This window comes from Thiobaca trueperi, assembly GCF_004342175.1.
Lineage (GTDB): Bacteria > Pseudomonadota > Gammaproteobacteria > Chromatiales > Chromatiaceae > Thiobaca > Thiobaca trueperi.
The window spans coordinates 91483-106919 of sequence record NZ_SMAO01000009.1 but is presented as its reverse complement, the minus strand read 5'-3'; the positions used below and the strand labels follow the sequence as shown (position 1 = coordinate 106919).

At 62.6% G+C, this 15437-nt stretch carries 13 protein-coding genes; 5 read left to right on the top strand and 8 right to left on the bottom strand.

The window, feature by feature from the left end:
* The first annotated feature begins 21 nt into the window (after positions 1-21).
* Together cutA and dsbD are read left to right on the top strand one after the other, a co-directional pair.
* Positions 22-351: a divalent-cation tolerance protein CutA gene (gene cutA / locus EDC35_RS15780; RefSeq protein WP_132978220.1), complete on the top strand. Its 330-nt coding sequence runs from the start codon at positions 22-24 to the stop codon at positions 349-351.
* Positions 330-2690 (top strand): protein-disulfide reductase DsbD, encoded by a 2361-nt coding sequence (dsbD, locus tag EDC35_RS15775; RefSeq protein ID WP_243651723.1) that lies wholly within the window; start codon positions 330-332, stop codon positions 2688-2690. Before cutA ends, dsbD begins: the two co-directional genes overlap by 22 nt.
* Here dsbD and EDC35_RS15770 read toward each other — a convergent pair.
* A complete protein-coding gene (locus EDC35_RS15770) occupies positions 2687-3106 on the bottom strand; it encodes a YybH family protein (RefSeq protein WP_132978219.1) in 420 nt (139 codons plus the stop codon). The two genes, dsbD and EDC35_RS15770, sit on opposite strands and share 4 nt — an antisense overlap.
* 157 nt (positions 3107-3263) lie before the next feature.
* Here EDC35_RS15770 and EDC35_RS15765 point away from each other — a divergent pair, with 157 nt between their 5' ends.
* The 3 genes from EDC35_RS15765 to EDC35_RS15755 are packed head-to-tail and all read left to right on the top strand — an operon-like array spanning position 3264 to position 6254.
* Positions 3264-3605, top strand: a complete 342-nt coding sequence (locus EDC35_RS15765) for a hypothetical protein (protein WP_132978218.1) — start codon at positions 3264-3266, stop codon at positions 3603-3605.
* Between the two features lies 1 nt (position 3606).
* Positions 3607-5046 (top strand): Mur ligase family protein, encoded by a 1440-nt coding sequence (locus EDC35_RS15760; RefSeq protein ID WP_132978217.1) that lies wholly within the window; start codon positions 3607-3609, stop codon positions 5044-5046.
* Positions 5043-6254, top strand: a complete 1212-nt coding sequence (locus EDC35_RS15755) for a dicarboxylate/amino acid:cation symporter (protein ID WP_243651722.1) — start codon at positions 5043-5045, stop codon at positions 6252-6254. Before EDC35_RS15760 ends, EDC35_RS15755 begins: the two co-directional genes overlap by 4 nt.
* Before the next feature lie 113 nt (positions 6255-6367).
* Here the strand turns inward: EDC35_RS15755 and tadA are convergent, their stop codons facing one another.
* The 7 genes from tadA to guaA form a co-directional block, all read right to left on the bottom strand.
* A complete protein-coding gene (gene tadA / locus EDC35_RS15750; RefSeq protein WP_243651720.1) occupies positions 6368-6844 on the bottom strand; it encodes a tRNA adenosine(34) deaminase TadA in 477 nt (158 codons plus the stop codon).
* Positions 6841-8043, bottom strand: coding sequence for a GIY-YIG nuclease family protein (locus EDC35_RS15745; protein WP_132978216.1), 1203 nt, complete (start codon positions 8041-8043; stop codon positions 6841-6843). Before EDC35_RS15745 ends, tadA begins: the two co-directional genes overlap by 4 nt.
* On the bottom strand, positions 8036-10096 hold the full coding sequence (locus EDC35_RS15740; protein WP_132978215.1) for a DEAD/DEAH box helicase: 2061 nt from the start codon (positions 10094-10096) through the stop codon (positions 8036-8038). The genes EDC35_RS15745 and EDC35_RS15740 overlap by 8 nt, the downstream gene beginning before the upstream one ends.
* A gap of 274 nt (positions 10097-10370) precedes the next feature.
* A complete protein-coding gene (locus EDC35_RS15735) occupies positions 10371-10793 on the bottom strand; it encodes a PIN domain-containing protein (protein ID WP_132978214.1) in 423 nt (140 codons plus the stop codon).
* Positions 10783-10998: a DUF2281 domain-containing protein gene (locus EDC35_RS15730; protein WP_132978213.1), complete on the bottom strand. Its 216-nt coding sequence runs from the start codon at positions 10996-10998 to the stop codon at positions 10783-10785. The genes EDC35_RS15735 and EDC35_RS15730 overlap by 11 nt, the downstream gene beginning before the upstream one ends.
* A 40-nt stretch (positions 10999-11038) precedes the next feature.
* Positions 11039-13816 (bottom strand): class I SAM-dependent DNA methyltransferase, encoded by a 2778-nt coding sequence (locus EDC35_RS15725; protein WP_132978212.1) that lies wholly within the window; start codon positions 13814-13816, stop codon positions 11039-11041.
* Positions 13817-13833: 17 nt separating this feature from the next.
* Positions 13834-15408, bottom strand: a complete 1575-nt coding sequence (gene guaA / locus EDC35_RS15720) for a glutamine-hydrolyzing GMP synthase (RefSeq protein WP_132978211.1) — start codon at positions 15406-15408, stop codon at positions 13834-13836.
* Positions 15409-15437 lie beyond the last annotated feature (29 nt).

Genomic DNA, 15437 nt, shown 5'->3' with positions numbered 1-15437 from the left:
TCCGAAGGAAATCCATTGACGATGAATGCCGATTACCGCCTGCTGTTCTGCACCTGTCCCGACCGTGACACGGCGCTCCGCGTGGCCGAGACGCTGGTGAATGAGCAACTGGCTGCCTGTGTCAGTCTGCTGCCGGACATGACTTCGATCTACCGCTGGCAGGGCGAGGTGCAGCGCGAGCCCGAAATTCTGCTGCTGATCAAGACCACTCAGGAGCGGGTCGAGGCGCTCGCCGGGCGGGTGGGTCAGATGCACCCCTATCAAGTGCCCGAACTCATTGCGGTCCCGATTGTCGCAGGTCTGCCCGATTATCTGAACTGGATCACCACATGTACCCAACCGCAGGACTGATTGCCCGGATGCCCTTTCGCCTGGACTGGACGCGCACGCTGCGCCTGCTGCCGATCCTGCTGGCGGTCTGTTTCATTCTGCCCGCTCAGGCGCAGAACGATTTTCTCCAGCCGGAACAAGCCTTCCGGGTCACGGCGAAGGCGGATGGACCGGAGGCGGTGCGGGTCAGTTGGAAGATCGCCGATGGTTATTATCTCTATCGGGACAAGCTCCGCTTCGCGACCGAAACCGCTGGAATCACCATCGGCACCCCCGACCTGCCCGAACCCGAGATCAAGCAGGATCAATTCTTCGGCGAGATGGCCGTTTATCATCACGCCGCCGAGATCCGTCTGCCGCTCACCCGTGAGCCGGGATCAGATCGCACCCTGATGCTGGATGTCACCGCTCAGGGCTGTGCAGACGCCGGGCTCTGCTATCCGCCGCAACGCCAGACACTCAAGGTGAAGCTGCCCAAAGCGTTTGCCGCACCGACGCCAGCCAAGCCAGCCGCCGCCGATCTGCCCGCCCCGCTGTCAGCGACCCGTTTCGCGCAATCGCTCGGTCTGGGTGGGACGGATGACCTGCCGCCAGTCGAAGCAGCCTTTCGCTTCCAGGCCGAGGTCGCGAGCCCCGAGCAGATCCAGTTGACCTGGGAGATCGCCCCTGGAACCTATCTCTATCGCGAGCTGATCGCGGTCACGCTGGAAGATGCCGATGGGATCACGCTCGGTGACATCCTCTGGCCGGCGGGAATCGTCAAGCCGGATTCGGTGCTGCCGGACGGACAGATCGGCGAGGTCGAGATCTATCATGACCGGATTGATCTGACCCTGCCCCTCCGGCGTTCATCGTCCGCGCCTGTAACCGCCAACCTGATCGTCAAGTATCAGGGCTGCGCCGAGATCGGCGTCTGCTATCCGCCCCAGACCCAACGGGTGACACTGAACCTGCCGGATTCATCGGCGCTCATCACGCCAGCATCTGCCGGAACCCTGACTACTGAGCCCCCCGCCCCGCTGCCAGCCATCACCGAGCCGCCCGTCTCCGAACAGGATCAGATCGCCGCCGTCCTCGCTGGCGGCAGTCTCTGGCTCATCGTCGCGGTCTTTTTCGGCATGGGTCTGCTGCTGGCCTTTACGCCCTGCGTCTTCCCCATGATCCCGATTCTGTCCGGCATCATCGCCGGTCATGGCGCGACCATGACGACCCGCAAGGCGTTCACGCTGTCACTGGTCTATGTCCTGGCGATGGCGCTCACCTATACGGTCGTCGGCGTGCTGGCCGGGCTGTTCGGTGCCAATCTCCAGGCGGTCTTTCAGGATCCCTGGATCCTCAGCGCCTTTGCCCTGATCTTCGTGCTGCTGGCGCTGTCGATGTTCGGCTTCTATGACCTGCAACTGCCGTCGAGTCTGCAATCCCGACTGGCGGCGCTCAGCAACCGGCAACAGGGCGGCACCCTGCTCGGGGTCGCCATCATGGGTCTGCTGTCGGCGCTGATCGTCGGTCCCTGCGTCGCCCCGCCGCTGTTCGGGGCGCTCATCTATATCAGTCAGACCGGCGATGCGGCGCTCGGCGGGGTGGCGCTCTTTGCGCTCAGTCTCGGCATGGGCGCCCCGCTGCTCGTGATCGGCGCCTCGGCTGGCAGGCTGCTGCCACGCGCCGGGGTCTGGATGGATACGATCAAGGCAGTCTTCGGCGTGGCCCTGCTCGGGGTCGCCATCCTGCTGCTCGAACGCATCCTGCCGGCGGCGGTCGCCATGCTGCTGTGGGGTCTGCTGCTGATCTGCTCGGCGGTCTACATGGGCGCACTCAGCCATCTGCCGACGGACAGCAGCGGCTGGAGCAAGCTGTGGAAAGGGGTAGGCTTCGTCCTGCTGATCTATGGCGCGCTCATGCTGCTCGGCGCCGCCGCCGGGGGCAAGGACACGCTGCAACCGCTGCGCGGGCTGGCGTTCGGCGGCCCGGTCGAGCACGCCAGCTTCCAGCGTGTCAAAACCGTCGCGGATCTGGATCGGGCATTGAGCGTCGCCCGCGCGGCGGGTCAGCCCGCGATGCTCGATTTCTATGCCGACTGGTGTGTGTCCTGCAAGGAAATGGAGCGTTACACCTTCAGCGATCCATCCGTGATCGCCGAAATGCGCCGCTTCGTGCGGCTACAGGCCGACGTGACCGCCAACGATGACGCGGATCAGGCGCTGATGCAGGGCCGTTTCGGCATCCCCGGCCCCCCTGCCCTGCTCTTCTTCGCGCCGACTGGAGAAGAACTCAAGGGCGCGCGACTGGTCGGCTTTACGTCGGCGGATTCGTTTGCCGGGCATCTGCGCCGCATCGCATCGACCGCATGGTCGGCGCGCTAGGCCATCAGGCTGCGAGCACGTGACGGCACGCCCGGCGCGGGTGACGGAGTCGGCGAGTTCTGATGCAGCATCAGCCGCCAGCCATCGGGTCCGCGACGAAAGATGTTGGTGGCATGAATGGCCGGCGGCGTCTGACCGCCGGGCTCGCTGGCGGGGCATTCCTCGACCAGATGGATCGCCAGATCACCGCACTCGATCCAGCGCAGATGGCGCACCTGCATCTCGAACCCGGCGCCCGGTTGCAGGATGCTTTGCCACAGACGCGCAACCGCCGGCCCGAGCGCCAGCGGGGTCATCGGCAACAGACAGACGATCTCATCCGACGATTCCCAAACCGCGATCATGGCCGATGCATCGCCGGCTTCAAGCGCGTCATAATAAGCGTCCTCAGCGTCCTGAGGGGTTGCGTAACACATGGACTGACACCTCGCCGGTTGTGCGTGGATTGGGGGTCGATTTTTAGCCACGGGTCAGTCACGACGCCAGTGGCATGGCTCTGTCAGCCGTTCTGACCGCGATTTGACTGCCCGTCCTGCCGGACCGGCTTGTGTGACATCATCCAGGATCATCCTCATGACCAGGTATCCCGTCTCGGCGCTGCTGGCGCTTATCCTTGGACTTTCCAGTCTTGGCATCGCCCATGCCGAATCACCGCTCTGCGCCAGGGACGCGCTCGAACAGGCGAAGCGTCTGCTCGAATTCCATTTCGGCGAAGATGAGCGGATCGTCATCGATCCGAAGGTCGTCGCGCAAGCGCCACTTCGCAATCCAGCCAACAAAGCGCAAAGCTTCCAGGTGCTGGAGGTTTGGGGAATGATCCACAAGGGAAAGTACCGCATGCACCTGATCTACTACCAACTGGATCAGGATTGCGTGTTGATGGGACAGGAAATCCTGGAATATGCGAGCCTGTGACATGTCCACCAACCCGCTGTCCCAACTGCTCGCAACCCTCGATTTCGTCTGGTCGCAAGCGCCAGACGTCACGCCAGAGCTGACCAACATCCAGTGGCGCACTGGCGACTGCGATGCCGGTTCGATCCTCTTCTTCCAGCGTTTCGACGATGACCTGAGCGACGCTGAGATTTATCGACGTTATTTCGCCGACAGCGCCTTTGCGGTGCTGGTCACCAACCGCCCGCTGAACTGCTTCGACCAACTGGCAGGCAGGGGCATCCATGTCACCCGTCCGGGCGACTGGGCATCCGTGGTCGGACGCTTCTGCGATCTGGTCTATCCGCTCAAGACCAGTGGGCTGACATTCATCGGCGTCACCGGCACCAATGGCAAGACCACGACCGTCAAATATCTGGAATCCATGCTGTCGGCTCAGGGACGGCGGGTGCTCTCCATCGGCACACTTGGCGTTTTTCTCGACGGCCAGCCGCTGCTGGAAACGGGTTTCACCTCGCCGCCGCAGATCGAACTGCGCCGGCTGCTCTCTGTCTGGCAGGATCAATGCGACATCGTGGCGATGGAGATCAGCAGTCACGCCCTGGATCAGGGACGGACCCACGGCATCCCGCTCCAGAACGCCGGCTGGACCAATTTCACCCAGGATCATCTGGACTATCACCACGACGAGGCCGCCTATTTCGCCGCCAAGTCGCGCATTCTCGATCTGATCCAGGACGGCGGCACACTCTATTGCACCAGCCCGGCGGTCGTCAGTCGCCTGCGTGAAGAGGCGTCGCAGCGGGTGCCGGTGCAGTTACTGGAGCCGGCGATCCTAGACGCGGAGGCGTTCGCCGCCAAGCCCTTTCTGGCGCTTGACCACAACCGTCAGAATTATGCGCTGGCCGTGGCGCTAGCTAATGGCGTGCTGGGTCCGGGGGCGCGCGAGGACTGGCGGTCTCTGCGCCCGGTCGATGGCCGTTTCGAGTGTCAGGTCGTCGGTCGTCACACCCTCGTCATCGACTTTGCCCACACCCCGGACGCGCTGGAGACCATCCTGACCGCCATCCGCCAGGGGTTTCCCGACGCCCGCGTCATCACCCTCTTCGGCTGCGGCGGCGACCGTGATCGCGGCAAACGTCCGCTGATGGGCGCGGCCGTCGCGCGCCACTCGGATCATGTCATCCTGACATCCGACAACCCGCGCACCGAAGAGCCGGAGCAGATCATCGCCGACATCCTGACCGGGATGCCGCCGACCGGGCATGAGGTCGTGGTCGAGCGTCACGCGGCGATCGCGCGTCTGTTCGACTGGCTGGCCGAACGTCCGACGGACGAACCCTGGGTGGCCCTGATCGCCGGCAAGGGTCACGAGCGTTATATCGACCGCAACGGGCACAAGACCCCTTACAGTGATCAGGATGAAGTGGAGCGCAATCTGCGCCGGCTCGGGTGGCGATGAGCCCTGGCTTCCGTCCCATGCACAGGCTCTATTCCATCCCCATCGGGCTGCTGCTCGGCATCCTGCTGGCGCTGCTCTTTCCCGCTGGCGCGCCTTATGTCGCCTGGCTGGGACAGATCTTTCTCGCGGTACTCAAGCTGCTGATCCTGCCGCTGATTCTGGTCTCCATCTATGCCTCGCTGGCCGGGGGTACGGATCTCAGACAGATCGGCGGGCGGGCACTGGGCTATTACCTGCTGACCAGCGCCGTCGCCGCCACGCTCGGCACCGTCATCGGTCTGAGTCTCTCGCACGACATCCCTGCCGGCCTGCTCGATCTGCCGCCAGCGCAGCCGACCGAGGCGGCTTTCAGTCTGGAGCGAATGATCGCCAACCTGATTCCGAGCAATCTCTTCGCCTCGCTGGCCGAGGGCAATGTGCTGCACATCGTCTTCGTCGCGGTCATCGCGGCCCTGGCCTCCCGGCGGCTTGCCGCAGATCATCGCGCGACCCTTCTCGGCGGCGCGCAGGCGCTGGATGCACTGGTGATGCAAATGCTTGCCGGCGTCCTCAAGCTCGCCCCTATCGGCGTCATGGCGCTGGTCTACACCGGACTGGCGGGGATGGATTGGACGGGGGTCTTGCAGCTTCGCCCCTTCGTCTGGGCCGTGGCGCTTGCCGCTTTCCTGCATGCCCTAATCGTCATGCCAACGCTCTACCGCGTCCGCGCGGGACGCTCGCCCTGGCCATTTGTCGCGGCCTGCCGCGAACCGCTGCTGACCGCGCTCTCGACCGCCTCCAGCAACGCCACTTACCCGGTCTCCAAACGAGCGCTTGAAGCGGCGGGAATCAGCGAGCGCGTCACCAGTCTCACCCTGCCGCTGGGCGCGACGCTCAACATGGACGGCTCGGCGCTCTATCAGTCCATCCTGCTGATCTTCATGTCCCAACTGGCCGGCGCCGATCTGAGTATCTGGCAGGCGCTCTTCATCGTCCTGCTGACCATGGCCTCCTCCGCCGGCACTGCCGGCATCCCCGGCGGCGGCATCGCCATGATGGCCTTCATGCTGGATCTGCTCGGACTGCCCCAGACCTATCTGGCGCTCTATCTGGTCGTGGATCGCTTTTTCGACTATCCCATTACCGCCATCAATGTCTGGGGCGATCTGGTGGTGGCGGCGATCGTGGATCGGGAGGTGCGAGGTTCCGGATTGAATAGACAGGATTGACAGAATTTTTAAGCGATTGTTTTAAATATCTTAAATCGCGCCAGCTCCGGCAGTCGTCGAGGCTGCCAAGGCCGGTCCAAACCCAAAACATCACCTGCTGCACTGGGCGCGATTTAACGTCTGGCGCGAAAAAACGCCCGCAGCATCCCACCGCACTCGTCGGCCAGCACGCCGCCCTGACACTCGGTGCGATGATTGAAGCGTCCATCGGAAGGAAGCAGGTCGAAGACGCTGCCACAGGCGCCCGCCCTGGGATCGGGCGCACCATAGATCACCTGACTGACCCGCGCATGGATGATGGCCCCGGCGCACATGACGCAGGGCTCCAGGGTCACGTAAAGCCGGGTGCCGGGGAATCGATAATTGCCGACGCGCCGCCCGGCATCTCGCAGGGCCTGAATCTCGGCGTGGGCACTGGCGTCGCATGTGCCGATGGGCCGGTTCCAGCCTTCGCCGACGATCTCGTTGTCCTGCACCAGCACCGCGCCAACCGGCACCTCGCCTTCATCCGCCGCGCGCTGCGCCAAGGCGAGCGCGTGCCGCATCCAGCGCAGATCGTCGGCGTCGGGCATCATGTCAGCAGCACTCATGCGCCTGAACTGTCCTTCGCCCTCACCAGCTTCGCGGCATTGGGATCGTAGATGTAACCGGTGATGCTGCCATCCTTGATGCGCGCGACGGCCTCGTCAATGACGAACAGCGGAACGAGAAACCACTCCTCGGGCTGCACGGGGCGGCCGAAGCGGTCAGCGATGGCGATGTTCAGCCGCGCGGGTGCGAACAGCCTGTGGAACAGATTCTCCATCCGGGTGCGATTGATCCCCGCAAGCCTGTAGGTCGCGACGACCTCGACTTTTGCCAGCAGGTAGGTCGCTTCGTTCTCGGCGTTGGCGATGCGCGTCTCCACCCTGCCACCGGTCACGCCCAGCTTGTGGATGAGGTCGCGGTGCTGCGCGACATAGGGATGATCGGACAGCGAGCGGAGAACGTAAATCGTGCCGCTTTCGACATCGTCGGCCTCGAATTCGCCGCCGAAGGAGAGTTGCCCGCTCTCGGGCGAGACCAGTCTGCGCGCGGCAGGGTCGTCGTAGAACGCGCGCTGGAGCGAACGCAGCAGCAGATTGCTCTCGGTGCCGTTGGCGAAGATGAGGCGCAGGCGGCGATCTACTTCCCCGGCAGTCGTCTTCAGCGGCTCGCCGACTCCGGCGACGTATAGCGTGATGCCGTCGAGAACGAAGAAATCCCCAGCCTCGATCGCCCGGCTTCCGGCCACGATGGGCTGGGACTGGCGCAAGCCGGTCCTGACTTCCGTCGTCACGCGCTCGAACAGCGGCTTGAACGCCTCGAAGTCCGAGCAGGGCTTGCGGTCCGCGATCGCCTCGGCGGCGCGCTTGTCGGCGCTGGTGCGGACATGGCGCAGCACGGTCAGATCGTCCGGTGCGGTTGCGCTGCCAAGTTCGGCGGCCAGCGCGTCAAGGTCGATGTACTCATCGGGCGGGGTGTCGGCGGTGAGCGCACCGGCAAGCAAACCCTGATGGTCCAGCGGTTCCAGCAGGGCGCGGCAATCCGGGAGCAGGCGCAGGCGGTCGAGCCGCACGGCGTACAGGCGCTCGAAGATGTCGCGGTCCTCGCCGTGCCGGGGCGCGCGACCGTGCTGCTCGTAGAAGCGCTGGATCTCCTCGAAGCCCGCGATGACGCGCGCTTCGCGTGGCGGGCGTCCGGCCTGCTTCTCGGGGGCGGCAAACTCAGCCAATTCCAGCGCGAGTTCGTCGAGATCAAGATCAATCATAGCGCCCCTCCTTCCTGTAGCGCATGAAGGCGGCCGCACCCTCGGCCATGCGCCGCTCCCACGGATCCTGCGCATCGAGCGCGGGCACCCGTCCGCGCTCCTTCTTGAACTGGACGGCGCGCACCGCCAGTTCCTTCGCCTCATCCGGCGTCAGACTCGTGCGTTTGGCCGAGATGGCCGCCGCGACCTGCTTCAAGCTGTCCTCGCTCATGGTCCTGGCGAGGATGGCGTAGGCTTCGCCGAAGGGGTTGATGCGGTCAATGAGGTCGATGTCCAGCTCACGCACATCCATCGCCAGGCGGCGCACGCCGTCGATCAGGGCGGTGTTGGGCGATGCGTCCTTGCCTTCACCCTCGTCTTCGGTGACAAGCCGCTTGGCCTGTTGCGTGAGGTTGAGGGCGGCGATGGCGTGCTGGCGCACGGCCTCCTGATCCTCGGCGTCCAGTTCGGGATACCTGTCCTTGACGATCTTGCCCATGCGAACCTGCGTCAGTTCCTCGGGCACCAGTTCCTCGTCGAACAGGCCGCGCTCGATGGCGGTCTTGTCCTGAACGAAACTGGCGATCACCTCGTTCAGGTCTTCCTGACAGATTCGCGCCGCCTCCTTGCTTTTGGGCTCGGCGAGCCCCCTGATCTCGATTTCGTATGCGCCTGTCTGCTCATTGACGCCGATATTGCACCGACTCGGATCGTAACCGTTCTCGCCATAATCAAAACCCGGCGTCGGGCCGCTGTCGGGGTTCTTGGGCCTGAACTCGAAACGCGGGGCGAGAACCTGCTCCATCAACAGGCTCGCCGCGATGGCCTTCAATGTATCGTTGACGGCCTCGGCGACGGCTTGCTCGCTCGCGTCCGGCTCGGCGATCAGGTTGGTGAACCTCGCCCTGGTCTTGCCCGGCGCGTCGCGGGTGGCGCGACCGATGATCTGGACAATTTCGGTCAGGCTGGCGCGGTAGCCGACGGTCAGGGCGTGCTCGCACCAGATCCAGTCGAAGCCCTCCTTCGCCATGCCCAGCGCGATGATGATGTCCACATGGTCCCGGTTGTGCTTCTGTGCCGGATCTTTCAGCGCGGCGGACACACGGTCGCGCTTGGCGGCGTCGTCATCGACCAGATCGGCGATGCGCAGCACCTGACCATCGGGGCGCCTGACAAGCTGAAAACCGGTTGCGGCGTCGATGCCCTGCCATTCGCCCAGCGCCTCGATGAGGTGCTCTACCTCCCGCATCTTGTCCTTCGTGCTCTCGCGCGAATTGACATTAGGGATGTGGATGATGGTCTTCTCGGCGGGGTCCAGCACCTCAAGGATGTCATCGACGTAGGGACCGCTGTAGAAGAAGTAGCCGATGTCGAGTTGTTTGAGGCACTGGTAGCCGTTGAGCTGTTCGTAATAGGTGTAGGTGACGGTCTCGAACTTCGCTTCGTCCAATGGGGCCAGCACGGCCTCCGCATCGCCCCGGAAGTAAGAGCCCGTCATGGCGACGATGTGCGTCTTGCCCCGCGCGATGAACTGCCCGAGGTGCACGCCCAGCCTGTTGTCAGGGTTGGCCGAAACGTGGTGGAACTCGTCCACCGCGATCAGGCGGTCGTCGAACGCCTCTACACCGTAGGCATCGACCGCGAAGCGGAAGGTGGCGTGGGTGCAGACCAGCACCCTGTCGTCGCCTTCGAGGAAGACGCCGAGCGACTTGACCTTGCCGCCGTTGTCGTTACCGGGCGCGTTACACAGATTCCATTTGGGGGCAACCTGCCAGTCAGACCAGAAGCCGTAACTGGACAGCGGCTCGTCGTTGAAGCTGGCCCCGATGGATTTCTCCGGTACAACGATGATGGCCTGCTTCAAGCCCTGGTTCGCCAGCTTGTCGAGCGCGACAAACATCAGGGCGCGGCTCTTGCCCGACGCGGGCGGCGACTTGATGAGCAGGTATTGCTCGCCGCGCTTCTCGTAGGCCCGTTCCTGCATGGGCCGCATCCCCAGGGCATTGGCTTGGGTGGATGTGCCGTTACGGGCGTAGGTGACGGAGACGGAAGGAACATGAACGTGGTCAGACATTTCCACCTCTGCCAACGTCGCAGCCGATGGCGCCAATCAAAGCGCGATCAAGAAGACAAAATGTCATGCGCAGAGTGCAATCCACTGAAATTGCAAATTTTTCAACTAACGAACTCATCAAGCCCCTTCTCGCCAATCAAAACCCGATCAAAACTTCTCCAAGCGAGACGGGGTATTCACGCCGTCCCGTGCGTTTTGGCGGCAGATCGGCACCGTTCAAACCATTTCGGACGGGGCGAATGCCCCGTCCGGCTGGCGTGCACGGCGGTCTCGATCATGAGCTGCCAACAAGGGGGTTGATGATGGTCAGACGGCCATCGATGATCTGCCCATGCTGCATGTCTTCGCTGAAGAGCGTGGTACATCCCGCATCGAGTGCCGCCGCCACGATCAGGCTGTCCCAATAACTGAACGCATATCGCTGCCGCAATTCCGAGGCCAGCATGTGCTGCGCGGCATTGGAAGGATGAACTTCGCACGCTCGATACCAATCCTGGATGATGGCGCGCAGCTTAACCTCACCAATACCGGCCTTCTTCAATAAATTGCTGCTGGCTTCGCGTATTACCTGAGAGTTGATCACTGGCCGAGTCAGCCCGAGTATAAATTCGGCGGCCAGCGCATGATTGGGATCATCGGCATTGGGGATCAGCGCATAGAGCCAGATATTCGTATCGATAAAAAGCCTAGCGGGCATTCGCGTCCTCCCGACTCAGCGGTTGAAAATCCTTTACTCCGAGCGGGTTCCTGATCCATTGCGCCAACGAAGATTCGGCAAGGGTTTTCGGTTCAGTCTGGTCAAGTTGCGTCCGCTGCACAAGAAACCTGGCGAAATCGAGCACCTCGGCTTGTTTCGCTGTTGGCAGTTGCTCCAGGGTTGCAATCAGTTCGGCTTGTATCATGACGGTTTCCTCGCTTTTTGATTACCAATTTCGGCAATGCTCATCGCTTCGATACCTTCGTCTGCTGACCCTTGTTGACCGTCATTTTCGTATAAAGCTCGAACAGCTTTTCCAGCCGCTCGGTGTCGTTCTTGAAGCAGCGGCCGATGTAGATGCGCTCGATGACTTCGTCGTTGCGGTCATGCGCCGCCCGCAGGTCGGCGGGCATGGTGTCGGGATCGTAGAGGTCGGCGATGGTGGCCGGAAAGTGATGCTCCCGCGCCAGCAGGATATTTTCGGCGCAGCGTGTGAGGTCGGTCGTGTTCTTTTCGGTCAGGGTCGGGACGGGGAAGGTGTTCCAGCCGAGGGTGTTGGAGTAGCGGAAATCCGTTTTCAGCTTGCCGCAGACGGTGGCGATCCAGACCAGATGCAGGCGTGAGGCGATGAGGGCGAGGTTCCAGAGCGGGGCGTCGTAGAGACCAAATACAAGGTTAGTGAGCGTGGTTCGCTCATCAACGATACCGACTGGCAAGTATGGACGGCGCTCCGAGGAAACGCTTGGCACGATGATCGTGTGCGTGTTGCCAATTCGCATTAGTTTGAGCTGATGGGGACGTTTGGCAAGAATGGTTCTTGCACCCTTGTCGGGACTTGCCAAGCGCAAGGCACGAACTGCCTCAATACGTTCACTTAATACTTGAATCTTCTGCGCTTCTGACAAATGTCTGTCTTCAATCCAGATGCAAAAGCGCGCGCCGCCATTGATGAAGTCCTGCGAGCCGTAGATACGACGAATGAATTTTTCTCGTTGTTTCTCTGTCAGCCCTAATGATTGCAGACCATCTCGGCTCAATAGCAGGTTGCCACCGTCACTTGGTTTGTTGCCAAATTCCATAACGGCCAGTTCTGAAAACGGCGCATTACGTTTTTCAACGATGACGGGCGAACCCATAGACAGGTATGGCGTGATAGATGTGCCATCGCGCAGCACAACGCTTCCATCGTCTTGATGCTCATACAAATGGCGCAGCCCATTGCTTGGCGCGCCAATGCCGACAATCGCGACGGTCACGCCTGCATTGTGGCTTGCAAGATTCGCCCACTTGAAAGATGTGTAGGCGAAAAGAATATCGCAGCCGGTGCTGTAAACCATCGGCCAGAGAATCGGAACGGTTTGTCCTTGACAAATGGAGTTCGTGCTGACGAAAGCGGCCAAACCGCCAGCGTGCTTGATGTAATCCGCCGCTTTGATGAACCAACCCGCCACATAATCGAGAAATCCGGGAGAGCGCGTGCGACCATTCGCCACATCGCGGATTTCTGCTTTCTGTTCTGCGGACTGCCAAGTATTCCCAAGATACGGCGGATTCCCGCAAATATACGTCTCCCCACCCTCGTTCTCGAAATCAATCTCCGTCTGATCAAGCGGCGTCTGAAAAAGATCATCGGCCAGCAACTTCACGCCCGTCCCGGTCGGCGGACAAATGCTCAACCAGTCCAGCCGCAGTGCATTGCCGCAGGTAATCCAGTTCTCATTGCTCAGGGGCAGAAAATCGGCCAGCGCCAACTTCTGGCCCCTGTACAGCACATCGCACTGATACTCGGCGATGACCAGCGCGAGACGCGCAATCTCCGCCGGGAAGTCGCGCAGTTCGATCCCGCGAAAATTCGTCAGCGGAATGACCGAACGGAGGTCAGGCTCGCCGCGCCGCCGGTTGATCTCGGCCTCGATCTCGCGCATCGCCTTGTAAGCGATGACCAGGAAATTGCCCGAGCCGCAGGCCGGATCGAACACCCGGATCCGCGCCAGGCGCTTGCGCAGGTTCAGCAACATGCGGGAGTTGTCGCCCGCTTCCTCCAGCTTCGCCCGCAGGTCGTCGAGGAACAGCGGATTCAGCACCTTGAGGATGTTGGGCACGCTGGTGTAGTGCATCCCCAGCTCGCCGCGCTCCTCATCGTCGGCGACGGCCTGGATCATCGAACCGAAGATGTCCGGGTTGATCCGGGTCCAGTCCAGCCCGCCGACGTGCAGCAGGTAGGAGCGGGCGATTTTGCTGAATCGCGGCACCTCCATGCTGCCGGAGAACAGACCGCCGTTGACGTAGGGAAAGTCGTCGCTGCTGGCCCAGCGGGGAATGTTGGCAGCGGCCCGGTCCTTGCGCTCGGTGTTCATGGCCAGGAACAGCGTGCCGATCACCTCGTGTGTGTTGGACGAATCCCGCGCGCTCATCTGTGCAACGGTTTCGGTGAACTTGCCCTTGCCGCCAAAGATGCCGGTATCCTCGGCGAAGAAGCAGAAGATGAGCCGCGCCATGAAGTGATTCATGTCGTGGCGGCGCTCGTCCCTGCCCCATTCGGGGTTGTCCTTCAAAAGTTCGACGTAGAGCCGGTTGAGGCGGCTGGTCGCTCGGATGTCGAAGGCGTTCTCGCTGATCTGCCGGACAGTGGTGATCCCCGCCAGCGGCAGGAAGAAGCCGAAATGGTCCGGGAAGTCGGGATAAGCGCAGGCGACGGTTTCGCCGCTCGCCAGGTCTTCAGCCTCGAAGTCGGTGCCGTCGGTGGCGAGGATGAATTTGGCTTTGGCCTTCACCGTCGCCGGGCTGGCCTTGAGGACGGCCAGCGTCTGCGTCACCCGCCCGGTATCGCAGGTCAGGATATGGATGTTGCTGGTCTGGAGCACGCCGCCCAGATCGGACTTGTTCGACGCCCCGGCGCGCAGGCGTTTGATGGTCGTCGCCTTGTTGCCGAAGGCTTCAAGGAAGGCGTAAGGGAACTCCACAGGGTCAAAGGGCTGCGCCGCCAGATCGGTGATGGCCTGTTCGATTTCGACGGCGTTCATGGGTGCCAGACGCCCAATCACTCCCACTCGATGGTGCCCGGCGGCTTGCCGGTGATGTCGTAGACCACGCGCGAGACGCCGGGAACCTCGTTGACGATGCGCCGGCAGACCAGATCGAGAAAGTCATAGGGCAGATGCGCCCAGCGGGCGGTCATGAAGTCGATGGTCTCGACCGCGCGCAGGGCGATGACCGGCGCATAGAGCCGGTTGTCGCCGACCACGCCCACCGAGCGCACCGGCAGAAAGACGGCGAATGCCTGCGAGACCTGATCGTAGAGGTCGGCACGGCGCAGTTCCTCAATGAAAATATGATCGGCCTTGCGCAGGGTTTCGGCGTCTTCCTTGCGCACCTCGCCCAGGATCCGCACCCCGAGTCCGGGGCCGGGGAAAGGATGACGGTAGACCATCTCGGACGGCAGGCCGAGTTCGATGCCGATGCGGCGCACCTCGTCCTTGAACAGCTCGCGCAGCGGTTCGACCAGCTTGAGATTCATGTCTTCCGGCAGACCACCGACATTGTGGTGCGACTTGATGACCTTGGCCTTGCCGGTCTTGCTGCCGGCAGATTCGATCACATCCGGGTAGATGGTGCCCTGCGCAAGCCAGCGGGCGTCGTCGAGCTTACCGGCCTCGTCGTCGAAGATCTCGACGAAGGTATTGCCGATGATCTTGCGTTTCTGCTCGGGGTCGGTCACGCCCTTGAGCCGACCGAGAAAGCGATCCTCCGCATCGACCCGGATCACCTTGACGCCCATGTGACGCGCAAAGGTGCTCATCACCTGATCGCCCTCGCCGAGCCGCAGCAGACCGTTATCGACAAAGACGCAGGTGAGCTGATCGCCGATGGCGCGATGCAGCAGCGCGGCAACCACGCTCGAATCGACACCGCCGGAGAGTCCGAGCACGACCCTGTCGGTGCCGACCTGGGCACGCACCCTGGCGATGCTGTCTTCGATGATGTTGTCCGGGGTCCAGAGCCGCCCGCAGCCGCAGATCTCATGAACGAAGCGTTCGATGAGACGCTGCCCCTGACGGGTATGGGTCACTTCGGGATGGAACTGCACCCCATAGAAGCGGCGCTCCTCGTCGGCGATGCCGGCGAGCGGGGCATTGTCGGTCTCGGCGATGACCTTGAAGCCGGGCGGCAGGGCGTCCACCCGGTCGCCGTGGCTCATCCAGACATCCAGCAGGCCGTGACCTTCGGGGCTGGTGTGATCCTCGATGTCGCGCAGCAGACGCGAGTGTCCGCGCGCCCGCACCTGGGCATAGCCATATTCGCGATGGGTCGCCGGAATCACGGTGCCGCCGAGCTGCGCCGCCATGGTCTGCAAGCCGTAACAGATCCCGAGCACCGGGACGCCCAGATCGAACACCAGGGGGTCGGCGCGCGGGGTCTTGGCCGCATGCACCGATTGCGGGCCGCCGGAGAGGATGACGCCGCTTGGAGCGAAGGCGCGGATCGCCTCGGCGTCCAGGTCATAGGAATGAAGCTCGCAGTAGACCCCGGCCTCGCGCACGCGCCGGGCGATCAACTGGGTGTATTGGGATCCGAAGTCGAGGATCAGGATGCGGTCGGCGTGGATATTGGGCATGAGGCTGCAAGATCAGTGGTCGGTGGAAA

Bases quoted from the DNA above. Each gene is read 5' to 3' on its own strand.
- EDC35_RS15745 (WP_132978216.1), bottom strand. From the start codon at position 8,043: ATGATTGATCTTGATCTCGACGAACTCGCGCTGGAATTGGCTGAGTTT.
- guaA (WP_132978211.1), bottom strand. From the start codon at position 15,408: ATGCCCAATATCCACGCCGACCGCATCCTGATCCTCGACTTCGGATCC.
- EDC35_RS15735 (WP_132978214.1), bottom strand. From the start codon at position 10,793: ATGCCCGCTAGGCTTTTTATCGATACGAATATCTGGCTCTATGCGCTG.
- EDC35_RS15765 (WP_132978218.1), top strand. From the start codon at position 3,264: ATGACCAGGTATCCCGTCTCGGCGCTGCTGGCGCTTATCCTTGGACTT.
- tadA (WP_243651720.1), bottom strand. From the start codon at position 6,844: ATGAGTGCTGCTGACATGATGCCCGACGCCGACGATCTGCGCTGGATG.
- EDC35_RS15760 (WP_132978217.1), top strand. From the start codon at position 3,607: ATGTCCACCAACCCGCTGTCCCAACTGCTCGCAACCCTCGATTTCGTC.
- EDC35_RS15725 (WP_132978212.1), bottom strand. From the start codon at position 13,816: ATGAACGCCGTCGAAATCGAACAGGCCATCACCGATCTGGCGGCGCAG.
- dsbD (WP_243651723.1), top strand. From the start codon at position 330: ATGTACCCAACCGCAGGACTGATTGCCCGGATGCCCTTTCGCCTGGAC.
- cutA (WP_132978220.1), top strand. From the start codon at position 22: ATGAATGCCGATTACCGCCTGCTGTTCTGCACCTGTCCCGACCGTGAC.
- EDC35_RS15770 (WP_132978219.1), bottom strand. From the start codon at position 3,106: ATGTGTTACGCAACCCCTCAGGACGCTGAGGACGCTTATTATGACGCG.
- EDC35_RS15740 (WP_132978215.1), bottom strand. From the start codon at position 10,096: ATGTCTGACCACGTTCATGTTCCTTCCGTCTCCGTCACCTACGCCCGT.
- EDC35_RS15755 (WP_243651722.1), top strand. From the start codon at position 5,043: ATGAGCCCTGGCTTCCGTCCCATGCACAGGCTCTATTCCATCCCCATC.
- EDC35_RS15730 (WP_132978213.1), bottom strand. From the start codon at position 10,998: ATGATACAAGCCGAACTGATTGCAACCCTGGAGCAACTGCCAACAGCG.